We start from the raw sequence: 22,996 nt of genomic DNA, 5'->3' as shown, positions 1-22,996 counted from the left end.
CGGGTTGATCTCCTTGTGGAACAAGATTGACTTACTATCAACAAAATTCAATCAAGGAATGTTGATATTAGATGTGCATATTCCGGATGAAGCAAGATTAGGTTCTGGAGGAGAGCTTCTAGCCCTAGATGCACTTAGAGAAACATTTTTTCAGTTTGAGGAAGTTCACAGCATCGATCTGCTTGTCGATGGAGAATCACCTGAAAGTCTAATGGGTCATGCAGAATTAGATCACCCATTAAACCGTGAATAAGGTTTTTTTGAATAAAAGCTAAAATCCCGAAAAAATCTCGGGATAATCTTCCTTAAGTTGCAGAACTAAGTGTTGTCACTGCCCGCCGTTCTGTATCTAGTTCTATATCTATGTAGCACCACTTGGTTATCTTTCCTCATTTTTGCGGATAGAAACGTATAAATATTGCTAGACTCGTCCAAACTCATAGAAAGAGATTGGATCGGGGGCTTGGTTATTATGAGTGGATTAGGGAAGAAACGTAGTAAATATGGAGTTTATTTAGATAGAAAAGGAATTGAGCAAGAGAGGGTGCGTAAGGTATCGAAGTTGGGGAAGGATACCTTAACGAGGGTTTGCAGTAATGCAGAGTACTATCCAAGCGGAACAACTATGAGGAAGTTAGTAATTGCAGCAAGAAAGCTAACTGGGGAAGATGTGAACCAGGATGACTTTTGGCCCGTGTAGAAACAGAAAAAGAGAGCATCTCGTATGAGGCCGCTCCTACTAGCGAGCCGTGAAGACGGCCGCTTTACCCTAGCGTATGTTGATATACTTGTACATAATGCGAGTCCTACAAAATTTTTGGATCTCAATCTAACCCTACACCTCAGCTGATATGATGTCCTCAAATTTGATCCATTCCCAATCATCATCAAAGCTTAGCTTAACCTCTTTGCGGTACGTATTAACCCTAGTCACCATCCCAATAACTTCTCTATTTTCGAATGGGCCAAATACCTGGATCGTAACTTCTATTTGTTCTCGAATCGATTCCGCTAGTGCTTGTTCTACCATTTCCCATTGTTGTTCACCGAGATTTGGCCTTACTCTCCTGTTTATCTCGTTTGCTTGTCTCACAGCTACTTCGCGGTGCTGAGGAATTATAAAGCGAGAAGATTCATAAACACCATTTCCTTGTAGCTTCTTACTCATCTCTAATTCCTCCTACTAAGTGGTCCAATACGATATGTCAGTCGTTATTATAGGCGTTGTCGACGGTCTTACTCCATCTCGCTCATAATCCTCTAATATAACAATCCCGTCTAATTGGGATTTGTCATCCCATCTTATGTAGCGCTCTTCTTCCAACCAAGTCAATGCAAGTCTAATGTCATTTATGCTTCTTCCTGTCTTTGTTTCTAACTCTCCCATCTCCGGAATTCGAGACCGCATGACTGAGAAATTGTACATTATTCTTAATAACTTTCTTTCTAAGTCACCCATAATTCCACACCCCTAATAAGAACATTTGTTTGTATTATAACCAATAACAGGCTTGATATTCAATCTAAATATTATACTTAAAGGTGTTTTTAATCGTAATAAGAATAAGTTATTAATCATATAAACGGAGGGATTTTATGAACCTGAAAGAAGAACTACATATAGCTATGTCCAATGGCCAGAAAATAACTTTACAGCTTCATGGTGACAATATAATAACCGGAGTGGTAGAAGTATCTACCGACCCAACACGCACTAAAATTCGAACATCAGATGGTCCAGTATGGATACCTTATGCGGATATAGATCATCTATCGAGGGTTGGTAATGTGCTTCATTAAATTTTGGATCACTTAGGTATTTTTTTAATTTTTCACATTTCGTTCTTATCTAGTCTTATTTTTTTCACCAAAAAAAAACATCCCCGCCACCGAAGGCAGCAGGGATATCACTATTCGGCTGAAATTATGATATATTGTTCTTCTTCATATTGATCAGGAAGAGTGCCGTAGGAGGAATATTGGGCCTCATTAACTTTCCATTTCTTTAAATTATTGTCATAGAGAGCTTTAATTAAAATCTTATGAACAACATCCTTTTCCCTGATGTAATCTCCCTTTAATCGCTTAAACATAACAATACCCTCTATTTGCATATATGGGTTTCCATCATTATCAATCGTGATTTTAGCAGCTTCCTTATTAAAATAGGTTTTAAGTAATTTATATTTCTCACTTCCAAAAAGGGAAGGCTTGTAATGATCTGCTTGCGCTATATTAAACTTCTCGGTAGTCATCGTAAATGGTTTAACACTTAACTTCACACTAGCCTCAGCGTATTCTTTAGCAAACTGCACATATAATTCATTCGCTACATTTTCATCTGGCATAAATATAAAATGAGAACCGCTACCTATATTAAAATAGGTTGGATCATAATTCGAACTATTGGTATCCCCCCAAGGGAACGATCCTAATAGCTGAACTTCCTTTTCGTCGTTTTTATCCATTGGCCCAAACTCTTCAGATTCTGGATCACCAACTTTAACTCCGGTTTTTTCTCCTTTAAAAAGAATTTCAGACCCTCTTAATTCCTTGGATAAATCCATCCTATGTCCATCTAATGTAAAGCTCACTTCTACTTCGGCCTTATCCCCTACTGAAACATTCACCTTATCTGTCATAGAAGTCCACTTATATGACTTTGTAGCTTCAATTTTATAACTTCCTGGTAAAAAAGGCTTTTGAAAATCAGCTAGCGTAGCGTCTTTGTCATTTACTAATAATTTAACATCGTTATCAACATCTTTAAGACTAATCAAAGTTTCATTTGGTAGCAGTATATAATCGCTAGACTTGTCAGGTTTCATGATTTTATAAGGAATTTCACCGCTTAATCTCATCTCCTTTACGCTATCGGGAACATCATTATTTTCCATGTCCAGGACTTGAATGACCCTATCCTTTAATTCAGAGTAATTTTTAATGAAATCTTTGGCTGCATCCTTTGCAAAGGGATAAGATTGCATTTCCTTCGGCATTGTGGAGAGTAAAAGCATTGGATCATCGGTTTCGATTGCCTTGGTGATGTTTTCAATTACTTTTTCTTTACTACTAAAATTACAACCGCTTATCAAACTAATTACACTAATCAAGATCAGCATAGAAGCAATGCCTAAAATCATTTTATATTTCTTCAACCCTGCCCACTCTCCCTATTGTTAAAGGGCCGAATGATAACCACTCCGGCCCTCCTTTTTAGTACTAAAATAACTACTATTCAGGTTTTACGGTATTTTCCTGTTGTATTTCATCATTAGAATTTTTCTTTAATGCATCAAAAGTGCCATCTTGAATTCCTTTTATAACATCCTTAATATTAATGCCGTGGTCCTTAAGAATGAGGATTGTGTCCTCTATGTTTTTCACTTTCTGCTGATGCTCAATTTCCTTAATTTGCTTTAAAACCTTTTTTAATTCTTCCTCGATCTTTTCTTTCTTCTTCGTCAAAACCTCTTCGCGTTCTACCAACTTCAATAATCTCTTATCTTCATCCATTTATTAAAAACCTCCATATCTCTAACAATCGTAATATTCATGCTTGTATCTCATCTGCTTATATAAAAAAAACACGAGAATAATTAGTGCAGCGGCGGCTAAACCAATCATGGTATACACGGTCGAGGAACTTAAACTCCGCCTTGAAGATGTACTTAAAGATGTTGTTGGATTCGCTGGCGTTAATACGTCCTTCACAACGCTAGGAACAGGCATGCCGCTTACTGCTGATCCATCCTCTTTTATGACGGGATCGGACTGTTTTAGACTGCCTACGATATCTTCAGAATCAGTATTTACGATTGGCGGCTGAGCAGTTATTTTTTGAGCGGTTGGCTTCAAAAAAATTTTCATCTGAAATTTAGCTGCATCCCCTTTTTTTATTACAATTTGTTCAGGGGCTTTAATGTCAAAGTCGCTGGCATTTTCTCCGACGATATTAATAAAATCCACCTTATAAGTCCCAGGATTCACTTCTTTTGAAGATAAATATCCATTAACTTTATCAAGCCGAGTCATCACGTTTTCTTGCCCTGCAGGTGTAAAATTTATTAGGATCGTTTTATCAAAATCCGCTGGAACAGTAGCCGCCAATTCAATCGTACTCACAGATTTGGTGCTGCTTGGTAGAGGTTGCTTAATAACTTTTTCGGCAAACGCTGAAGTCGCCGTAAAGTTAAACAGGATGACTATAAAAAAGAAAGAATACATAATTCGTATTCGCATAATAAACACCTACCTACTTAAATAATAGTGGTCTTCGGGTATACTTAAATCCTTCATAGCTATTTATGATTACACCTGTTGAACCTTGACAATGTACGTACAAAGGGTTTCCCTTTGTATCTCGCCCAATAAAAATGCCGGTATGATTAATTCCTCCTTGACCGGGGATATTTTTAAAAACCAAATCACCTGGAATCAATTCAGCTTCACTTATCCCATAAGTTTTGCTCCATTGATAGGAAGTTCCACCTGATGAAAATACATTACCAAGACCTGCCGTTTTGAATGCCCAATCAATAAATCCACTACAATCCAGACCGTATGGCTGTAATGTCCCTGTTTTATCGCTTCCGGCTGCGGTGACCGTTACGAGATTCCCCCAATTGTTGTTCCATCCAGCAGAACTTTTGCCTCCCCAAAAATATTTGACCTTTCCTTCTAAAGTTATGGCCGTCTCAATAACCATTTTTCGTGCCATATCAACATTGCCACCAAGATTATTCAGAAGATCAGCCATTTCTTCTGGTGTTAGACTTCCCGGAGAAGAGTCTGGCCCTCCTGTAAATCCACCAACCAAACTTGGAAACTGTTCTTGGATAGATCCAGATGTGACTAACCTTCTTGCCCATTCTCTTTGCTCTTTCGTAAACCCGATTTTGTCGAAAACATCTTCCATATCGTAAGAGTATATTTTAACGATTAGCCTTGTTTTACTTATTGTTTGGCAATTGGTTACTTGATCCCCACTCACTGGGTCTATAGATGTCGAACAAACCTCAACATAATACGTCTCTGTTACCGTTTCCACACGATTAAATTTATTAAATAGGGTTTCCATGTAATTCTTCTGCGTATCAGAAAACGTTAAATCCTGCTCAAACTTAACGGTAACAAGGGCAAATATTTCCACCCAGCTAACCTGTAATACCCCTTCTTCATTCATATAGTCAATTCTAATATCATCGTATCCACTATCTTTATAATCCTCTATCTGTTGTTGCAATTTATCATTCAATATATCCACAGTATCCTTATAATGCTTAGCATTATCTTCATCTGTCATAAAAGAATAACTGGCAGAGCTGACCGATCCCCCTGTACTGTTTGTAACTGACATTATCAGAAAAAACAAGAAACCAATTACAGCCGCAATTGCCCACACCTTAGGATTAGCCACCACAGCAGTTACGAGTTTCTTTACAAGTTGTTTGGCTGCATTTCGAGCCGCTGTTTTCAAAAATGAAGTAGGAGAAGAAAGAACCTTTTTAATACCTGTTTTAATCGTAAGTGACGTAAATCTATTTTTGGAAACAAATTTACTGCCTAATGTTTTAATCTTCGATAGGTTGGTTAGATTACTAGTCGTATTAGTGGAACTTGCTCCCTTGATCCTTCTGAATCCATATATTTGTCGGGATCGCTGAGCACTTTTTATAGCAGTCGGTTGACCTGAAATTCTATTCACAGTCTTTGAAATCTTGTTATAGCCCCGTTTAACTTGGTCTACACCTTTCTTGGGGAGCCGAAGTGATTGAACAGCTTCATGTTCTTCCTCTTCGTGATGTGGATCAAGTGTCTGAATTAGCTTTTTTGCAGTATTTCGCGGGGCCTGCTTCGCCCTGTTATAAAGTCCTCTTATCGTTCTGGATTGGATTCCTTCTTTCAGAACGAAAGAATTAACAGGTGTAACAGGTGCGGTACGAATTAGTTTCAGCTTTTTTTTTATACCTGGTTTAATATAGATCTCTTTCATGCAGGTTTCTCCCTATTGCCCTCCGCAACTTCATCCACTTTCGTTGTCATCATTTTGTATAGTTTGGTGTTTTTGGGGAATTCATCTTTGAAAGGAACAATTCCATTTCCAACGAATAATAGTCCTTGACCACTATCTGAATTGGTCACATAACTAAGCTGCGTATCAGATATATTCAGTAAATCAGCAAGCTCATTTCGATCTGACGTTGCTTGATTGAGCATCATCAAAAAATCTGAATTGGAAAGCATTCGCCGCGCAAGTTCGGATTTAAGCAAATCCTCTACATTTTGTGTAATTCCCGTAGGTACAGCGCCCCACTTTCTTGCACGTTTATAAAGTTCAAAGAGGAAATTAGCAGAATATTCGTTGGCAAAGAGTAAATAAATTTCATCCAAGTAAATCCATGTTCGTTTTCCTTTACTACGATTAATCGTTATTCGGTTCCACACTTGATCGAGTACAATGAGCATTCCCATTGTTTTAAGCTGTTTCCCCAAATCTTTAATATCAAAACATACAAAACGATTATTGATATTTATGTTTGTTTTATTGGAGAAAACCGATAAATTACCTTTAACGTATAATTCAAGTGCTGTTGCTAGTTGAACAGCTTCATCCTCGTTCTGTATTTTCAACTGCTCGTAAAAGTCATAAAGTGTTGGTACATCTTTAGGGTCAAATGTCTGTAAATACTGTTTGTAAGTGAGTTTTAAGCAACGGTCAATAATAGACTTTTCTCTTGGGGTAAGACCGTAACGTCCACCAATAAGCACTTCACACAGTGACAATACAAAGTCAGATTTAAGTGATAACGGATCGTCGTCATCGGCATAATCTATCGTCATATCTAGCGGATTAATATAATTTTTTGATCCAGCGGAAATGTGAATGACTTCACCACCAAAATTGGTGACGAGCTTTGTATACTCCCGTTCGGGGTCAATAATAATCACATCATCATCGGTATTTAGTAAAACATTAATCATTTCACGTTTGGCTGCGAAGGATTTACCTGATCCAGGCGTTCCCAAAATAAAACCATTTGGATTTTTCAAGGAAAGTCGATTGAACATGATCAGATTTCTCGAAACCGCATTAAGGCCGTAATACATGCCTCCCTCTTGAAATAACTCCTGATTGGTAAAAGGCATAAAGATAGCTGTACTTTCTGTCGTTAACGTACGGGAAGCCTTAATTAAATTCAGACCATAAGGCAAGCACGAATTTAAGGCGTCCTCTTGCTGATAATGAAGGGTTCCCACTTGGCACAAAAACTTGTTGGCAATAGCCGTAATCTCTTTTCCGTCTTTATTAAGAGTTTCAAGATCGTCTGCGAAGTGGATGATGATGACATTTGTAAGGAACATTTTTTGGTTTTTGTTAATTAAATCATTAAGAAGTTCCTTGGCTTCATCAAGGGAATGTTTTAATTCATGTGGAATGAATGCTTCCAGATAGCCATTTTTCAGGCTGCGCTTTTGGTATTCAATCTTATTAGCTTCCATCCCTGTAATTTGTCTTTTAACTATTCGAAGCGCCTTATAAGCATCAACCGATTTAATATTCATCGATAACAATAAATTGAAACTAAAATCAGTCATGTCACTTAAGAATTTGTCGTTAAGAAATGTAGGTAAATCCCTGATATAGATAGCTCTTGCAAATTTATCACCGATAATCATGTGATCACGTTTAAAGGTAAACGCGTCCGGAGCAATTAAATCCTTTGTAATCAATCCTTTGCGTCTATGTTCGGTGGGGTCGTATCTAAAATGACCTTCGTGCCCCATGCGATAAACATCATGCAGGAGTTCCAGTCTTTGATTCAAATCCAGTCCAAAAATGGAACTACCCATACGTTTGAATACATTCTGCGTTTCATTTTCCATTCGCATAAAGGTATTACGAGCATCATCTACCGAACTTGCCTCAATGGATATGGTAATGAATTTCTCTTTTTCAATTTCATTTTTACCACCGACAATTTTCTTCTTCAGCATGTCGTTATATTCATCCCGGAACGGCTTAAGATGATCGTCTCTGTTTGTTACTTTCAATTTTTCTTCAAAATCCTCTTTATTGAAGTTTTTATTTGTGATAGTTATTTGTAAATCAACGGTATTATCGAAAAAATTAAGAAACTCGCAATATTTAGAAAATACTTCCTCCTGGTCTTCCTGCTTTCCAACTTGATAATTAATATCCTTGAAAGAAAAAGATTTCGAAAATTTATTTTTCCCATGTAACAAAATACCATCATCGAACGCATGCGAATAAGGAATAGATTGCTGTGAGGTTTTAGGAATCCGAACTTTCTTTTTTGAACTCTTTTTGCTTAGAAAAGATAGCACGATTATCCCTCCCTTTTTCTTTAGCATCAGATAACATCTCGAACATATTTAGGGTGACATACTTCCTTTTTTGCGGATAAATCAACTCATGTTGAAGGACCGACTTTATAAATTGCTCAAAAGTCATACCGTTGTAGTTAAAGTACCCGACTAAAAATAATGGCATTGCAATGAAAATAACAATCCAACTTGCTGTATCCGAACCTACAATATCTTTCCCAAACCAGTAGAGAGGTACATTTATCATGATGGCTATTATCGTACATATCAATTGTCGTAAATTTAATCCCATAATCAATTTTTCCTTATACGTTCGAATTTCTTTAGGAATCCGAATTTCAATCATATCTTTCTCACCTGCTTCCCCCTACCTCTATGCTCCTGTTAATTTCCTAGCCCAATTACCCGATTTTATGACAACAAGCAGCAGAGCCAATGCGGATAGTAGACCTTTCCATATTTCTATATCTGCGCCTCCGGTGAAACCACTAAAGGTAACACTAGACATAACTGCTGCGTAGATAACGCAACCAACGATGATAATAATACCTTGGAGACAAACCGCAGCATAATCCATAATGAATTTTCTTCCTGTTCCGGAAAGGGAATCATGAATGAAGGTTGCAATCGGTATTGGAGCAACGGCGGTATAAATAAGTAATTCAAACAATCGGCCAAATACAATGAGCATGATAACAATTTTTATACCTTGTAAAGCCCACTGAAAAGGCATGAGCTTAATCCAGAAAAGCTTTTTATCAAACCAACCCATATCGTCATACTCCGCTTCTAGAGCCGTAAAATCGACATTATATAATGAAGCATTTGAACCAGCAGTACCAACGATGCTCGTAAGATATGACGATACATAAAAGATGATCTCCAATAAATCAAAAACATGTTCCATCACGAATTTAGCAAACACTAATTTCACCAAACAAGATACAACGGTTTCCCATCTAACAAATGAAAAGTTCATGGATTTATTAAGAAAGTCGAGCAAAAAATATAGAGTTAACAGACTATAAGCTACAGGAAGTATCGCTTGATGAATTTCTTTAATAACGGTATAAAGCCCTGGATAGGAAGATAGACCTTGATTAACTAAGTTTGTTATTTCACTGATTATTGCCGTAAACCCATCAAATGCATTCTTAATATCATCTACTGGAGAAGACAGATTCCACCACCACCTACAACCCTATTTATTTGCTTCGTTTTCATATTGATAGCATAATGGATGTCCATAATGGAGCAGTCTACGACTTGATCACACGCTGACTGCTCCTCACTTTTACAGTCCAAACAACGAGAGGGATTGAGTAATTCCGAATACTAGGAATCCTGACGCTAACGTTTTCATGCCCCGTACTTTACCGTCAGCATCGTCATTTTTGAATCCTAATGCCAACTGTACCGCACCGAAGAAGGCAACAATTAATCCTATCCGTCCCAACCAAGCAGCAATTACATCAATAACTGCATCCAACTTATCCATACCAACCGGATCACCTGGCGCCGCCCCATATGCGTTGGTGGCTACCAACGTCAGAACAATAGCAACACAAATTGATTTTAAAGCAACTTTATTAGTAAAAAGATTGGGAAACTTATTTTCAAGGTAATTCATTTGACATTTCTCCCTTTGGGTTTGAATTTAGTTAATTAAATTAAAGCATCCATTCGTTTCTCTATATCATCTATTTCCTCTATGTTAACAAGATCAATTTCTTCTTTTCGTTCTTCTAGGCTTTGATCGGGAACTCGCAAATTGAACGACTCTAAGAACGGCTCTAACGTAGGTTCATCAATATTTATCTCCAACCCCATTTCAAAATCGAAATAATTGGCTTCGTTAGCTTCATAGAGAAGTTTATAATTAGGATGAGATTCGAGCTTAAACTTTTCACTGTAAAAGGGCCTTAACCCACGGATGAAAAGGATACAGCTTTTATCTGGCATTTGAGCGATTTCGTCAACGGTCATTAAATCCCGTCCTTGGCTTGCATAGCTTACATTGGATGAACTATTCCTTCCTCTTGACTGACTTGTGTTTTTCGTGTCAATGGTCTGCTTACCGAGTCCCTTATTCACCCAGTCAAGAGTTGATCGTTCTTGTCCCCCAAGGAACAAGATCGTGTCACAGTTACCTATAATCGTCTCCCATGAGTCCTTATACAACCCCTTAAGTTGACTCATATTTTGTAAGATAACTGATACTGAAACGTTACGGCTTCGCATCGTGGCAATCAGTTTATCAAAATCTGGTATCTGTCCAATGTTTGCAAATTCATCCAACCAGAACTTTACGTGATGCTTCAAGCTGCCGCCACTTACAAAATCAGCTTGATAATACAATGAATCAAACAACTGTGCGTACATCATAGCTACAATGAAATTAAAGGTTGTGTCGCTATCAGGAACAAGGACAAACAACGCTGTTTTTTCATCTCCTAGCTTGTGTAGTTCTAGATCATCATCCATCAACAAGCGTTCTACTTCCTCAATTCCAAACGGTGAAAGTCTAACTCCTGCGGATATTAGAATACTTTTTGCCGTCTTTCCAGAAGCCATTTTAAAAATATCGTATTGTTTTACAGCAATATGATTGACGTTTTTCTCCCTTAGTTTCTCAAACAAAAAATCGAATTCACTCTTAAAATCTTCCTCGTCTTCTTTTACTTCAGCCAGACGGAGCAAAGCGAACACCGTTTTAAAATTTTGTTCAAACGTTGGAAGCTCATAAAAGATATAGAGAAATACTGCTTGTAATAATGCTGTCTCTGCCTTCTCCCAGAAAGGATCACCACCGCTTTTACCGACATTAGTGTTTTTTATTAGGTTATTAATAACCTTTAAAATGTCACTTTCCTTTTTCACATAAGCAAAGGGATTATATCTACAACTGGATGACATATCGATTAGATTGAATACCTTAATCTTGTATCCTTTCTTTTTTAAAGAAGAACCCGTGTCCCGCAACAATTCCCCTTTTGGGTCGGTGATTACAAAGCTTGTATTTGCTTGAAGGATATTCGGTTTTACAAAAAATCTGCTTTTCCCTGTACCCGCGCCACCGATAGCTAAAATATTTAGATTTTTTCGCGATTTTTTTGTATTAAGACTTAATCTCTCTGTATTTGTTAAAATGATGTTTTGGAATTTATCCTTATGTTTGATACTCTTCCTCTCGGAATTACCACCCCATCTAGCCGTTCCATGTTCTTTACCTGTCATCAAATTTTTCTGTGTTGTTACTTTATGTAATACATAAAGTGAAACAACGATTAGTTCTATAAACAGGATTTGTAACGTTTTTTTGCTTGGTTTTATAAAAATATGATTCTGGATACTCTCTAAAGTTGCTTCACTGGTTTTTTCTATGTCGAAGGTTTGTATGTTGAATGGTTTTTCTGAGGATGTAATTACATAATGCAGATGTAAAGTGAGGTAAGCGATAATGATATACATGAAGTAGCATAACAAGATAAAACTCCTGAGTTGTTTCTTCCGTTTATCTTGCTCGTTCATCGACCCCCTCTCTCCTTATTTTTGTTTTTTGAGGGAGGAGCCTGTTTTTGTGTTTCCATTAAAGGTTTGATTTCCTGGCGTCTTTCTGCAAGTGATAGACGTCCTTTAACGTCATCCTTTACAGTCCGATCATCACCTTTTAGCCGCCCAAGTTTTCCATCAAGCGTAGTCCGATCTTCTCGATCAATACTTTTCGGATGGCTATCTACGTCATCGACCGCTTTTATCGGTTCTTTTTCTTTTGGTTCAACTATTGAAGTATCAATCACAGGGGTTTTATTTACATCACGATTTATCTTGAGGAATTCTGGAATTTCTTCATTTCCAGAAGAATATGGGGAACCGATTCTTTCATTATCTTCAACGATATTATTATTTTTAACTACCCTTTCACTATCGGGGAGTTTCTTGACTTCTTCCTGGACCTGACTTTGATTTACAATCGTCTTCGTTTTGTCATCATTTCCAGTGTTTTCCTTCAGTGATAATTCACATGGTTGTTGTCCCTCATTCTCAATCTTATTAGTCGAAATTTCCTTACCACCTAGTTCCCTTTCAATCAATTTTTCTAAAACTAATTTGATACGACTTTCTTCACCCTGTTTGTAAAAAACGGAATATTGATTTTGGTCTTTCACCACCGCATATGAAATGTGGTTTTTTTTCGCAAGTTCATTAAAGGCTTTAAGTTGATTTTGATCCAGATCTAATATTTTGATTTCATCTTTAGATTGAATAAGTTTCCTTAATGCCATTTCTCCAGGTTTATCAGACTGTTCCTTTGCTTTCCGAATCAAAAGCAACAACATTTGCTTAATTGCTTCATTCGTCATTTTAGCGGATTCTCGGGATAAATCTGCACCTAATCGGGTAACTATTGTTGAAATATCTCCGCCGATCTCAGACATGTGTTGCCTCCTTTAAATTACATATCTTTCGTTTCCTCGATATCATCCAGCTACGAAATACAATTAGTCAAATTGAGAACGGTGATCCACCAACATACAAACCCTAATGAAGATTTGTGAAATTCTAAAAATCACCCTTTTCGAGATACTGCCTGTCCATGTATTCCCTACCCTTAAAGAAGATCATCACAAAAATAGTCAGTTGCTTAACTTTTTAAATCAAATGACTGATGACGAAGTAAGAACAATTCAAATCCTGCTTACCACTAAAATCACTCCAGTGCTAAAAGGCATTGCTCCAATTGTAAAAGCCATTGATGAAATAGACGAACAAGAAGGTAATCTTTTATTAAACCTCCTTTATACGAAAGTGAAAATTTTCACAAATAGTATGGTGGGGGGGTCAAAAATCACCTCATCCTATTCGGTAATTATATTGTAACATTTTACTTTTTATGTAATATAAGTCTATATACCCATTTGTATCATTTTTTTCCCTCTCGATACGGCCCCCTCTTTGGTTTCAGTCTTCGCAAACAGAATTTTATTTTTTTGATTCAACGTCTTTTCTATCTCCTTAAGCATGGATAATTGATTTATTGATCTATTCAGCTTTTCCTTTAACTGCCCGATTTTCATTTCATACGATTGTTGTTTTTCTGAATAGGATAAGAATTCATTTTCTTTAATCACCATTTTTTTCAACTGATTTGTTGCCTTTTTAAATTTTTCTATTTCTGTATTATATTTCTTTTTTAAAAGCATTTTCTTAAACGTTGATGATTGTACTTCTTCGTATATCGGTTTGTATTTAGAGTAAACTTCAATGGTATGGATCACGATCTTCATTTTACGATTCATTTCATTTGCATCATTTATGACCTCATTTAACTCCTGTTGTTGATGTTTAGTGTTATCTATCGCTTGTTTCAAATCGCTTCGACTTTTCAGATTTTGATTTATTATAAACTTTAGTTGTTGAGACAGTTTGGAAATTTCAATATCTGATTTAAAATTCCTTTTGGCGGTATTTCTACCCTTTGAATTATCAGCATTACGAACTGTCAACATCCGAAGTAGAGCAATAGTCAGGATGAAATTAACGGCCAATGTTCCCCTTTTAAATTGATACTGTCGCGCAGCATCAATAACTTGATTTCGATTCATTTTACTATTAAATTGATACTTGAACTTCACTTTCGATTCTTTAAAATTAAATTCACCAAGTCGAATACGCTCATTAATTTTATCCTCTGTATAATCGTCTCCAAGTGTTTTACCTCTTACCGATCTCTCCATATCTGGATGTCTGAATGTCATATACTTTACTGTCCCCTGCTTCATTGTGTATCCAAGCTGATTCATTTGAGACATAAATCCTTCAAACGATTTTGAGGATTTTATGACTTTATCGATATCATCTTTAATATGTGTTTTCCATGAGTTCCCGCGCTTATCTTCCTTCCATTCCTTATAGGATTTTGAAACAGTATCCTTATTAAACGGAATGACACTAAGGTTATAATCCTTCGCAACTTCATCTGAATAACCCCTTGCGTCCTTAAGACTTTGCTTGCATGCGTTGAATTTCTTTCCTTCCAGCGAAACTGAATTAATAATAATGTGATTATGATAATGTCCTTTGTCCATATGAGTGCTGATGATGAATTGATATTTATCTTCAAACATTTTTCCAGCCCACTTCAATCCAATCTCATGCGCTTTGTATGGATCAGTAATTTCATGCTCTTTAAATGATTGAATAAAATGAAAGCCAAGTGTTCCTGATTCCTTATCATGCTTTTTCTTATTTCCAATCATTTGTTTATAAGCAAGCTTCTCATTAGTTGCACAATTCACGCCTGTCACTAAGAAGCCATCGTCTGTTTTTTTCTCATTGACGATGTATTTTAGGGATCGGTTTAATGTGGTCCGTATGGTAATTTGCTTTATGTATGGCAAAATGAATCATCCCCCATCGTAAAATTTTTCAATTTGACTGTAGATGTCTACCAACTGATTCTTCAAATACTTAATTTCATCCATACTAATATGTCCCACTTCATTAGCACGATGTGCAACTTGGTTAATGTTATTACCGATCTTATTTACTTCGTATACCAGTTTCTCAACTTGCGAAAAATCTTGTTTAATAATGTACCCATCTAAAGCCATTTTCCGAAGGTACTTACTTCTATCAAGCTCTGAAACCTCTGCTTTTTTATCGATTATTATCATTTCATCGTTTGTCACAAAGAACTTAATTTCTTTATCTCTATACCTCTTTTTTGCCACAGAATCACCTTCTATCTTAGGGGGTTTTAGGGCGCAGCCCTAAGTAAAATTAGGGTATTAGGGGGAACCCCTAACAAGCAATTTTCTCGGAAGTGTAGCTACACTTCCAATGCTTGCTAACATACCCTAACATACCTACACATACCTCACCATTATATCATCTTTCGAGTTCCTGAAAATAATGTAAGGTAATTCTTGACTTTAATTCCTTTATTGTGTTTAATGGTATTCATCGGCCGATAATTACCATTATCAGGAGGAAACGAAAATCTTCAAAGTGCTTTTAACTCTATCTTTGCTAACTATCTTTATGCCAATCTACTCTTCTCATATTACTTCAGCAGCAGCCGAAGATGAAACTACCTTAACCTTTAATCTTGATTCAATATCTCAATCAGAGTTAACAGGAAATTTGGACTTTATTAAAAATTATATTAATAAACCTGGGAACACAGTAATTTTTAAAGGGGAAAATATCGAAAAGCTGTCGCTTTATGAATCGATTTTTCAACCACTACATATACCATTGTTTTTGGATAACGATGAATTTTCTAAAATTGAACCTAATGCCCAACTAGATGAAGGCGCACCTACTGTTAATGGTGAAAAAAATATAGTCGTCCCCATGGAAACAAATTTAATAGTAGTATACAATGCCAACGGCAAAGTCACTGTTCTTCAAAATGAAGAGCCTTTAAAAGACATAAGTCAAGTGAAATCGATTAAAAAATTTGTTGACACAGATAATGAGAATCAGTTTATCGATCAATTTCAAAATGATATGAATTCTAAGTTTTCTCCAAATAACTTGACCCATGCTTCCCTAGCAGCGGCACAACAAGGCGATATCTTAACTAGCATTAGAAAATCATTTTCTATAAATGGCTCATACACTGTGCCAAGCGGAACTTCAGTAAGCTATATCGCTGGTAAAGCTGTCACCGATTATGTTTTATATGCGAATAGCACAGGTACTCATTTTTATGTTCTGGCCGATTCTCAAATTTCACCTGCTAGCGTAGCAGATTCGAATAGCTCCGTATGGACTGCTGGCTATAAATCCAATATTAGAACCAATTCGAGTACAAATTATTTAATTAACTGGTCGCCAAATACAACTGGTCTGTCTTTAGATAATAGTACCCAATACCAAATAGGTGCGAGTGCTAGCGGAACGGGAATTGAACTGAGCTTTAATTATGCTTGGCAAGGTAAACCTTCGACTGTTATGCAGGGAATAGGCAATAAAACCACTGGACTTACCACAAACTATTATCTAAGTAATGGAAGTTCTACTTCTGGGTATGGACTTTCCAGTTCAATGTTTACGGCTGGTCATGGGGCTTTAATCAATGCAACTAACAAAGTATTATCCTTCTCATCAAGTCATCAATTTGGCAATGGAAGCTTATATTCAAGTGATCTCTCATGGTATACCACAACTGCAACTAATTTATCTTACAGTTTTTATTAATTAACCATATATCCTACCTAAGAGAGTATGCTATCTCTTAGGTAAAATTATTTTCTGAGGTGGGAAGAAGGATATGATTAAGCTGTTTCTAGGATGTACATCTCTCATTTCCGCAGTAATTATAATTTGTACTGGATTTATTATATCAAGTCTTAGTTCAGTACATAACGCTGGCACTATTAATGCAGGTGCATTCAGGTATAATTTGTTTAATATCAATTTATTTTGGTTTGCGTTGCCTGTCGTACTGGTTGTTATTGGTTTTATCTTGTTGTACTCAGGACGTAACTACAAAGAATAGACAACCTATTACTTACACACTTTGAGAATAGTAGTTTTGAGCCTATATTGAGAACGCTAAACAAATTAAAGAATAATTCATTAGAATTGGGCTGTTGGAAAGTTCCCGACAGATATTTTATTTAAGACGAGTAACCATTCATCTTGTTCCGTATATCTCCTCCGTGGTCAAAGTTATCTTTGTCGTTGCGGCTGCCTTTCCCCGCATTGTATATATTCTCTTGCATCGGAATTATGCGCTCTGGATAGTTCAGACATACAGATCAAGGATCGGACTGGTCACTTGACGATAAGAAAGAGTAAAGGTGGTAGGGAACCGATCGCGCTATCTGGGGTCGATCGGTATCATTTGAGCTGTTACCGATCATTTGAAAGATTTGAAATTATATTTCTTTTGATGAGGGTTAGGTGATAATAGATATAGCAAATTATAAAATGATAGAAAAGAGTAATGAGACTCCCCGCAGCGATTAAAATCATTTTATCTAAAACAAAACCACATTACCTTCCTTGTTGACTATAATTATCCCATTTATGAAATAATCTTGATACGACTTTCTTCACCTTGTTTATAAAAAACCTACGAGCATATGAAAAGACAACTTCCATCGAAGTAATAAGTCCTATCCCATCTACAGCCGGAAACGGATATCCCGTAGGTTCCTTTTTATCATTCTCTGCGTTTTCTTTTAATGTTAGTAAGAGTTCCTTCATTTGATTTGTGCCTGCTATATATTCTCGAACTGACTCTTTACTAATTAATATGATTAGTTTAGGTTTCTTCATTAACATTCAATTACAAAGGTAAGTTCTTAAGATCTTCCTAAAATACTAAGCGGCCCAAGAGATGAACGATATCACCCTGATTAACCTTAATGTGTCTACACTAATCAAATCTAACAAGAAAACCAAAGCTACACCTGATAATACGCCACAAAGTATAGCGCTCCACAGTATCCTTTTCTTCATACGATCCAATCCTCCTCTCATATCAGGTTGTTCTATCTCGATCCGTAAGGAACAGTAACACCTCACAGGGTAAGCACGGTATCCTCCAATCTGTTACCAGCCTTCATCGGCTCAGACGTACACGCTAAACCTACAGAACGCTCCGCCACCTATGTCGAGGACCGGCAGACCTTAAGGAGAACCCACACGAAAAACAAACGGCCAAGGCCCATGCCGGTAGGGAAATAACTAGAACTACAGCAACCACAATCCCCTAGAAAGCCCCATAGGATAATCAAACAATCCCCTAGAAAGCCCCATAGGATAATCAAACAATCCCCTAGAAAGCCCCATAGGATAATCAAACAATCCCCTAGAAAGCCCCATAGGACTCCCACCAACCCCCCACACTAGAAGAAGTGTATTGGAACTTGGTACATTTATAGATATCCATCGTGTATCTTTCTGCGGATGCTCTTTATCTGGACCTTCCTCTAATTCGATAAGGGTCAATGTTGTTTGGGCACCTCTACCTTTACCAGATACATTCACAGTGACTTTTCCGCTAGTCACTAACAGATCAACAACATGCTGAAAAGAAGATAAAGACATACCCCAACCCTTCGCTAACTTACGCTGAGAGTCCGTCATTTTCTTATCAGGAAGTTGTTCTAAAGTCTTCAAAATATCACTGGCCCATTCATGAAAGTGACTTGACTTCCTTAGTTCCCTTGGCTTGGCTTTTTCCCATATTTGATACCCAAATGCAATACCTGACAAATCAGAAATCCATCTAGCTGAAGGACCTAGTGGTGATATTTCTTTATAGGCACTAGAAACCTTTCTTGATACATCTCGTAACTTCATAGGTTCATCTAAACGATGATTCCACACGAACAATTCACTTTCTGTATCTTCTTGGCTATATCCTGCTGCCTTGAAAGCCAAAGCAAGGGTGTACGCAGTGTTGTCTCTTTTCCCTCTCTCTGCGCCTTCTAGGAGCCTCTTAATCGCCGCATGGTTTAGTAATCCATTACTCTCTAACTTAGCAGTTCTAACGCTTTCCTGAACGCTCTCATGATTAATAGCATACCAATCATTTAATTCATCGAAAGAGATTCGTTGTTCTGTACGAAAAATAGTGTTTTCACTTGTAGGTATACGGAAATATCGTTCAGCTCCAATAGCTTGTCTATCGGCTCCTATCATTTCGCATATAGCTAACTGGATCTTTTTGTATTGTTTGATTGCATTAGAGTAGGCTTTACGGGGTTTATCCAACACAAAATAGACGTGAAAGCCGCCACTTGGTGTTTGAATAACCATGGTAGGCAGCGGTAATCCTGCACCTGTGATCCTATCAAACAGATCTGGCAGAGAGAGACCTACATTCTGACCATTCTTCACATCTACATCAAGAACAATCGTATTCAACCAGCGTAGAGTAGCCTCTTGTCGCTGATCGTTACGATAAAATGTATTGGGTGTATAGTATGTATAGCTTTCCGTAAACACGGATAGAGTCTTATATGTACGACATGCTTTAAAATTCTTACAATCCTGACTGACATATACCCAACCAAGCTCGAGACTATGACCACTTTGGGTTTGCTCAAACCGTTTCGGCTTCTCGGTTAACTGATGACCAAATACATTTTTAAGAACCTCATGTTCAAACTCTACTAAATTAGTTACTGTAGACATAAAAAAGCTCCCATTTCCGCACCACGCCTAAAAAAGGCAATAGGAAATTAAGAGTTTGGACTTTACTTTCTTTTCGCAAGTAGGGTATAATATCCCCATAACAAACGAATAATTAAAGTAAAGCACAACTCTGGGGCTTTATGAATGAAAATGTTTTGGCGACTGATTCATTCATAAAGAAAGACGTGGTGCTTTATTTTTCATGTAAAAATATCATTTTTTCCATAAATCTCTAACTCTACTAATACTATACGACAAAAGATTTACAATTGGCAAACGAGCAACTTTTCTCCTTTCCGTACCAAAACGGATGTTTTGACCCTCTTTTCCGTACCAAAACGGATGTTTTGATCCCTTTTTCCGTACCAAAACGGATGTTTCGATCACTTTCGACATTAAGCGACATGCCTGATGGGAGAAATTCATGTATTTTAAATTATTTTCGATCCATTTCCGTACCAAAACGGATGTTTTGACTTTTTTTCCGTACTAAAACGGATGTTTTGATTTTTCCCGTACTAATATGGATGTTTCGGCCCGAAATTTGGGGTTAAATCCGGTTTGGTTATACGGAGATAAATATGAAATAAATTAAAAATAGCGATTCCAATCATCTACTAGGATGAAGAATCGCTATTTTTATGTGCTGTTGCTTTTACGACCGACACATTTTATCTTGGAGTATAGATGTTCTGCGTATAATATTTTCCATATGAATATCCAACTTTCTCCGATTCCTTTCAGGATTTGGAGTGATACTGAAATTTAAAATCTCTTTACCAGTCAATCTCCATTTGTTTGGGTGGCTCATTTTCAATCGGTACTGGTGTACTTATGAATATAGGATTTTTAACTACAGATAGATAACGATCCGCTAGCCCTTGTTTTTTTCCGCTATACTCGTAATTATCAATAAATCCTACCTGCTTTAGCTCCTCACAAGCTTGTGTGATACGCTCAACAATCTTATAAACAGGCATAATCGGTTGGCCACCATCTATGAAGTGAAAGTGACTGGCTAAGGTCGAAATTTCCAATTTCACCGTGTGAGCTGAGGTATAAGAGGATATAAGCCAGTACATACCCTGCGCTAAATAGGATTTTAGGTCATTCATTAAAATGAGCGAAACATCAAACAGTGTACCGTTTGCGTTAGCCTGTACAAGCCATTCAGGCAACCGAATTTCGAACTTTCTTTGAAAATGATCCGTTGTCCCTACCTTTCTTCTAAAAACGATCTGATCAATTAAACGAGTGAGCGCTATTTCCTCATATTCAGCATCAACCGACTGCTGGTATTGAGTCAACGTCACCTCAATGTCTTTAAGACGTATTAGAGATGCCTGAATTCGCTGATAGTTCTTAGCCCCATCGGTCATGCCTAATTCATTCAATAAATCCATGTATTTCAGTTTAATGACAGGTGAGTTATCGTTTTGTTTGAACCATATACTTTGAATTGCTCCCATAACTCTTGCATCATATGTAGTAAGTACTTCACCATTTTTACTTTTAATATGCACTGATTTAACACCCTCGACCGTAACTCCATTAGGATTTACCCCCTTTTTAGGGTTGGCTGAAAATAGAGCGTGTTGAGCAATATTAGTATTAAACGGAACCAGTTCTTTTAAATAATCAACTGACTTAACTCGAAGTGCCCTTTCGAGAATATCTACTTTTGCCTGGATTAGTAATTGTTCGGGATCATCCGTTTTCAGTCCACATTTCAGCTTTTCCTTCAGCGTTTCAGCCTGTTGATTCGCATACATAAATAATAGTTTTGTTTGAAATTGCTGATAAAAGTGCCTACTTAAAGATTCAATCGTTTCAGATTTCACTGTAGAGGCCTTTAAAGGATCCAAATAGCGACTGTGAATTTTGTCTACATATTCACCAGCTAATCGATCGAGTTCACGTTCTAACTCTTCGTATGATTCAGTCATAATCTACTCACCACCTTTATGCTGCTTCTCAATGAGATCAAGTTCCTTTTCTAAAACGTAATTTATAAAGCGCATTTTAAATCCCTTTTTCTCTTTCTTAGCCAACTTATTAAAGCGAGCTAACACATCATTCCGGATTAAATACGTATCACGGGTATGCGTCTCTTCTACAAGTGGCTTTCTCTTCTCAATTTCTCCATGGTAATAGCTTAAAAAGGTATTAGATTGTTCAACTTCATTGTTACTTTTCGTTGAATCATTTATCTGTTCAGTTTTAATATTACGTTTTTCTGAATTCTTATTATATTCATTTGATTGTTCCAATACTAATGACTCGTTTGTTTCTTCAGTTTTATTATAAATTACTGATCCCTTTATCTGTTCAGTTTTTTGATTCAAATGAACTGATTCAGTTAAATATTCATTTTCACTGTTATTTATTACTGTTACATCTATCAGTTCTGTTTCTTTATGGATTTTTAATGAATTATTTTTCTGTTCATTTTTTTGTTTCAAATCATCTGATTCACTTATTTGTTCAGTTTTACTTTTACTTAATTCTGTTACATTTAAAGGTTCTGTTTGCTTGTTGTTTTTTAATGATTCGTTTTTCTGTTCAGTTTTTAGTTTCAGTTCAACTGAATCGTTTATTTGGGATTCAGGTTCCTTCTTATTAGAAATAGGTTCTACTGGGGCTGGGCTATGGCTTTCTGTATCATAAAAACCAATATTCGAAAGATTCTTTTTATTTCTGGCCATGGGCTAAAACCTCCTGCATTAATTCAAAATAGGCAGCAACCATCGGGTTATTTGCATCAGACAATACAGCAGGGATTCCCTCATAAGCAGTAGAGCTAGCAAAACGAATGGATCTTGGAATAATTGTAGTATACATGTGATATTCATGTTGATCGCAATATTGTCGAGCCTTCGCCAGCATTTCAGAGTGTAGGACCGTTCTGGAATCCACCATCATGCCAACAATGCCATCAATCTTGAGGTTCGGGTTTTGTTTCTGTTGAAAGTCATTAATTGCATCGATGACCCTTACAATACCAGATACCGCAAAGGTTTCCGGAGAAAAGGGTATAATAACACGATCTGCAGCCACGAGCACATTGCCAGCTGTAAGGCCCATCGCTGGAGGAGTGTCTATAAAAATATAATCATATTTCTCTTTAATTCGATCTAATGGACCTTTCAATAGATGAAAGGGCTCCTTATACCTTTCTTGATTTGTGAGTACATCAAAATCCAAAAAATCCATATCTACATTGGAAGGAAGTAGGTCCAAGCGTTCCGTTAAATTAACGATTATATCTTCAATATTCTTACCATCAGTTAAAACATCATAGATTGTATTTTCGTAATTTTTAGGATTTTTTCCAAAGGCAAGCGATGCATTCCCTTGAGCATCTGTATCGACAATCAAAATACGAGTCTTCGGATACTTCTGCACAATGGCTGCAGCCATATTTGTAACAAAACTCGTTTTCCCCACGCCACCTTTATTCGCTGATACCGCATATACAATACTCACA

The 22,996-nt window shown here is 36.9% G+C and carries 24 protein-coding genes and 1 pseudogene; 5 read left to right on the top strand and 20 right to left on the bottom strand.

From position 1 onward, the window contains the following. Together AC1D7X_RS24190 and AC1D7X_RS24185 are read left to right on the top strand one after the other, a co-directional pair. Window positions 1-253, top strand: a pseudogene (locus tag AC1D7X_RS24190) (GerMN domain-containing protein); the annotation flags it as partial. Between the two features lie 219 nt (window positions 254-472). Beyond that, window positions 473-700: a transcriptional regulator gene (locus AC1D7X_RS24185; RefSeq protein WP_495476301.1), complete on the top strand. Its 228-nt coding sequence runs from the start codon at window positions 473-475 to the stop codon at window positions 698-700. 135 nt (window positions 701-835) lie between these two features. Here AC1D7X_RS24185 and AC1D7X_RS24180 read toward each other — a convergent pair whose 3' ends face one another. Both AC1D7X_RS24180 and AC1D7X_RS24175 read right to left on the bottom strand, forming a co-directional pair. After that, window positions 836-1,168 carry a YolD-like family protein gene (locus tag AC1D7X_RS24180; RefSeq protein WP_495476300.1) on the bottom strand — a complete coding sequence of 111 codons (333 nt, stop codon included), beginning with the start codon at window positions 1,166-1,168 and terminating at the stop codon, window positions 836-838. A 15-nt stretch (window positions 1,169-1,183) separates the two neighbouring features. Continuing rightward, window positions 1,184-1,459 carry a hypothetical protein gene (locus AC1D7X_RS24175; protein WP_495476299.1) on the bottom strand — a complete coding sequence of 92 codons (276 nt, stop codon included), beginning with the start codon at window positions 1,457-1,459 and terminating at the stop codon, window positions 1,184-1,186. A gap of 137 nt (window positions 1,460-1,596) precedes the next feature. On the opposite strand from AC1D7X_RS24175, the gene AC1D7X_RS24170 reads away from it, so the two are divergent. Then, window positions 1,597-1,800, top strand: coding sequence for a hypothetical protein (locus AC1D7X_RS24170; RefSeq protein ID WP_495476298.1), 204 nt, complete (start codon window positions 1,597-1,599; stop codon window positions 1,798-1,800). A 110-nt stretch (window positions 1,801-1,910) separates the two neighbouring features. Here AC1D7X_RS24170 and AC1D7X_RS24165 read toward each other — a convergent pair whose 3' ends face one another. The 10 genes from AC1D7X_RS24165 to AC1D7X_RS24120 form a co-directional block, all read right to left on the bottom strand. Further along, entirely contained in the window at window positions 1,911-3,158 is a 1,248-nt protein-coding gene (locus AC1D7X_RS24165; protein ID WP_495476297.1) for a zinc ribbon domain-containing protein, read from the bottom strand. A gap of 76 nt (window positions 3,159-3,234) precedes the next feature. Then, window positions 3,235-3,516: a hypothetical protein gene (locus tag AC1D7X_RS24160; RefSeq protein WP_495476296.1), complete on the bottom strand. Its 282-nt coding sequence runs from the start codon at window positions 3,514-3,516 to the stop codon at window positions 3,235-3,237. A 21-nt stretch (window positions 3,517-3,537) separates the two neighbouring features. Next, the gene (locus AC1D7X_RS24155) at window positions 3,538-4,242 is read right to left on the bottom strand and encodes a hypothetical protein (RefSeq protein WP_495476295.1); all 705 of its coding nucleotides are present in this window, start codon (window positions 4,240-4,242) and stop codon (window positions 3,538-3,540) included. 13 nt (window positions 4,243-4,255) lie between these two features. Continuing rightward, the gene (locus tag AC1D7X_RS24150) at window positions 4,256-5,995 is read right to left on the bottom strand and encodes a C40 family peptidase (protein WP_495476294.1); all 1,740 of its coding nucleotides are present in this window, start codon (window positions 5,993-5,995) and stop codon (window positions 4,256-4,258) included. Next, window positions 5,992-8,349, bottom strand: coding sequence for a VirB4-like conjugal transfer ATPase, CD1110 family (locus AC1D7X_RS24145; protein WP_495476293.1), 2,358 nt, complete (start codon window positions 8,347-8,349; stop codon window positions 5,992-5,994). The genes AC1D7X_RS24150 and AC1D7X_RS24145 overlap by 4 nt, the downstream gene beginning before the upstream one ends. Next, a complete protein-coding gene (locus tag AC1D7X_RS24140) occupies window positions 8,297-8,695 on the bottom strand; it encodes a PrgI family protein (RefSeq protein WP_495476292.1) in 399 nt (132 codons plus the stop codon). Before AC1D7X_RS24140 ends, AC1D7X_RS24145 begins: the two co-directional genes overlap by 53 nt. 27 nt (window positions 8,696-8,722) lie before the next feature. Continuing rightward, window positions 8,723-9,466 carry a VirB6/TrbL-like conjugal transfer protein, CD1112 family gene (locus tag AC1D7X_RS24135; protein ID WP_495476302.1) on the bottom strand — a complete coding sequence of 248 codons (744 nt, stop codon included), beginning with the start codon at window positions 9,464-9,466 and terminating at the stop codon, window positions 8,723-8,725. Window positions 9,467-9,643: 177 nt separating this feature from the next. After that, on the bottom strand, window positions 9,644-9,979 hold the full coding sequence (locus AC1D7X_RS24130; protein WP_495476291.1) for a hypothetical protein: 336 nt from the start codon (window positions 9,977-9,979) through the stop codon (window positions 9,644-9,646). A gap of 35 nt (window positions 9,980-10,014) precedes the next feature. Then, the gene (locus AC1D7X_RS24125) at window positions 10,015-11,820 is read right to left on the bottom strand and encodes a VirD4-like conjugal transfer protein, CD1115 family (RefSeq protein WP_495476290.1); all 1,806 of its coding nucleotides are present in this window, start codon (window positions 11,818-11,820) and stop codon (window positions 10,015-10,017) included. 56 nt (window positions 11,821-11,876) lie between these two features. Beyond that, complete coding sequence (locus AC1D7X_RS24120; protein WP_495476289.1) at window positions 11,877-12,788, bottom strand: DUF3801 domain-containing protein; 912 nt, start codon at window positions 12,786-12,788, stop codon at window positions 11,877-11,879. A gap of 106 nt (window positions 12,789-12,894) precedes the next feature. Here AC1D7X_RS24120 and AC1D7X_RS24115 point away from each other — a divergent pair, with 106 nt between their 5' ends. Beyond that, the gene (locus AC1D7X_RS24115) at window positions 12,895-13,230 is read left to right on the top strand and encodes a hypothetical protein (RefSeq protein WP_495476288.1); all 336 of its coding nucleotides are present in this window, start codon (window positions 12,895-12,897) and stop codon (window positions 13,228-13,230) included. A 26-nt stretch (window positions 13,231-13,256) separates the two neighbouring features. Here the strand turns inward: AC1D7X_RS24115 and AC1D7X_RS24110 are convergent, their stop codons facing one another. After that, window positions 13,257-14,750: a relaxase/mobilization nuclease domain-containing protein gene (locus AC1D7X_RS24110; RefSeq protein WP_495476287.1), complete on the bottom strand. Its 1,494-nt coding sequence runs from the start codon at window positions 14,748-14,750 to the stop codon at window positions 13,257-13,259. 6 nt (window positions 14,751-14,756) lie between these two features. Then, complete coding sequence (locus AC1D7X_RS24105) at window positions 14,757-15,083, bottom strand: plasmid mobilization protein (protein WP_495476286.1); 327 nt, start codon at window positions 15,081-15,083, stop codon at window positions 14,757-14,759. 277 nt (window positions 15,084-15,360) lie between these two features. Here AC1D7X_RS24105 and AC1D7X_RS24100 point away from each other — a divergent pair, with 277 nt between their 5' ends. After that, window positions 15,361-16,557 carry a hypothetical protein gene (locus tag AC1D7X_RS24100; protein ID WP_495476285.1) on the top strand — a complete coding sequence of 399 codons (1,197 nt, stop codon included), beginning with the start codon at window positions 15,361-15,363 and terminating at the stop codon, window positions 16,555-16,557. An 801-nt stretch (window positions 16,558-17,358) separates the two neighbouring features. Here the strand turns inward: AC1D7X_RS24100 and AC1D7X_RS24095 are convergent. The 6 genes from AC1D7X_RS24095 to AC1D7X_RS24070 all read right to left on the bottom strand — a co-directional run bounded on the left by AC1D7X_RS24095 (window position 17,359) and on the right by AC1D7X_RS24070 (window position 22,995). Next, the gene (locus AC1D7X_RS24095; RefSeq protein ID WP_495476284.1) at window positions 17,359-17,571 is read right to left on the bottom strand and encodes a hypothetical protein; all 213 of its coding nucleotides are present in this window, start codon (window positions 17,569-17,571) and stop codon (window positions 17,359-17,361) included. A gap of 117 nt (window positions 17,572-17,688) precedes the next feature. Continuing rightward, window positions 17,689-17,826, bottom strand: a complete 138-nt coding sequence (locus AC1D7X_RS24090) for a hypothetical protein (protein ID WP_495476283.1) — start codon at window positions 17,824-17,826, stop codon at window positions 17,689-17,691. Window positions 17,827-18,060: 234 nt separating this feature from the next. Beyond that, window positions 18,061-19,509: a primase C-terminal domain-containing protein gene (locus tag AC1D7X_RS24085; protein WP_495476282.1), complete on the bottom strand. Its 1,449-nt coding sequence runs from the start codon at window positions 19,507-19,509 to the stop codon at window positions 18,061-18,063. 776 nt (window positions 19,510-20,285) lie between these two features. Further along, window positions 20,286-21,455, bottom strand: coding sequence for a replication initiator protein A (locus tag AC1D7X_RS24080; protein ID WP_495476281.1), 1,170 nt, complete (start codon window positions 21,453-21,455; stop codon window positions 20,286-20,288). A gap of 3 nt (window positions 21,456-21,458) precedes the next feature. Further along, window positions 21,459-22,214: a hypothetical protein gene (locus AC1D7X_RS24075; RefSeq protein ID WP_495476280.1), complete on the bottom strand. Its 756-nt coding sequence runs from the start codon at window positions 22,212-22,214 to the stop codon at window positions 21,459-21,461. Next, entirely contained in the window at window positions 22,201-22,995 is a 795-nt protein-coding gene (locus AC1D7X_RS24070) for a ParA family protein (protein ID WP_495476279.1), read from the bottom strand. The genes AC1D7X_RS24075 and AC1D7X_RS24070 overlap by 14 nt, the downstream gene beginning before the upstream one ends. Window position 22,996: the final 1 nt, after the last annotated feature.

Source organism: Paenibacillus sp. Y568 (assembly GCF_059445545.1).
This window is presented reverse-complemented; position numbering and strand designations above follow the sequence as displayed.

Coding starts and splice junctions, on each gene's coding strand:
- AC1D7X_RS24185 (WP_495476301.1), top strand. CDS start 473: ATGAGTGGATTAGGGAAGAAACGTAGTAAATATGGAGTTTATTTAGAT.
- AC1D7X_RS24180 (WP_495476300.1), bottom strand. CDS start 1,168: ATGAGTAAGAAGCTACAAGGAAATGGTGTTTATGAATCTTCTCGCTTT.
- AC1D7X_RS24175 (WP_495476299.1), bottom strand. CDS start 1,459: ATGGGTGACTTAGAAAGAAAGTTATTAAGAATAATGTACAATTTCTCA.
- AC1D7X_RS24170 (WP_495476298.1), top strand. CDS start 1,597: ATGAACCTGAAAGAAGAACTACATATAGCTATGTCCAATGGCCAGAAA.
- AC1D7X_RS24160 (WP_495476296.1), bottom strand. CDS start 3,516: ATGGATGAAGATAAGAGATTATTGAAGTTGGTAGAACGCGAAGAGGTT.
- AC1D7X_RS24155 (WP_495476295.1), bottom strand. CDS start 4,242: ATGCGAATACGAATTATGTATTCTTTCTTTTTTATAGTCATCCTGTTT.
- AC1D7X_RS24150 (WP_495476294.1), bottom strand. CDS start 5,995: ATGAAAGAGATCTATATTAAACCAGGTATAAAAAAAAAGCTGAAACTA.
- AC1D7X_RS24140 (WP_495476292.1), bottom strand. CDS start 8,695: ATGATTGAAATTCGGATTCCTAAAGAAATTCGAACGTATAAGGAAAAA.
- AC1D7X_RS24130 (WP_495476291.1), bottom strand. CDS start 9,979: ATGAATTACCTTGAAAATAAGTTTCCCAATCTTTTTACTAATAAAGTT.
- AC1D7X_RS24125 (WP_495476290.1), bottom strand. CDS start 11,820: ATGTATATCATTATCGCTTACCTCACTTTACATCTGCATTATGTAATT.
- AC1D7X_RS24120 (WP_495476289.1), bottom strand. CDS start 12,788: ATGTCTGAGATCGGCGGAGATATTTCAACAATAGTTACCCGATTAGGT.
- AC1D7X_RS24115 (WP_495476288.1), top strand. CDS start 12,895: ATGAAGATTTGTGAAATTCTAAAAATCACCCTTTTCGAGATACTGCCT.
- AC1D7X_RS24095 (WP_495476284.1), bottom strand. CDS start 17,571: ATGAAGGAACTCTTACTAACATTAAAAGAAAACGCAGAGAATGATAAA.
- AC1D7X_RS24090 (WP_495476283.1), bottom strand. CDS start 17,826: ATGAAGAAAAGGATACTGTGGAGCGCTATACTTTGTGGCGTATTATCA.
- AC1D7X_RS24085 (WP_495476282.1), bottom strand. CDS start 19,509: ATGTCTACAGTAACTAATTTAGTAGAGTTTGAACATGAGGTTCTTAAA.
- AC1D7X_RS24080 (WP_495476281.1), bottom strand. CDS start 21,455: ATGACTGAATCATACGAAGAGTTAGAACGTGAACTCGATCGATTAGCT.
- AC1D7X_RS24075 (WP_495476280.1), bottom strand. CDS start 22,214: ATGGCCAGAAATAAAAAGAATCTTTCGAATATTGGTTTTTATGATACA.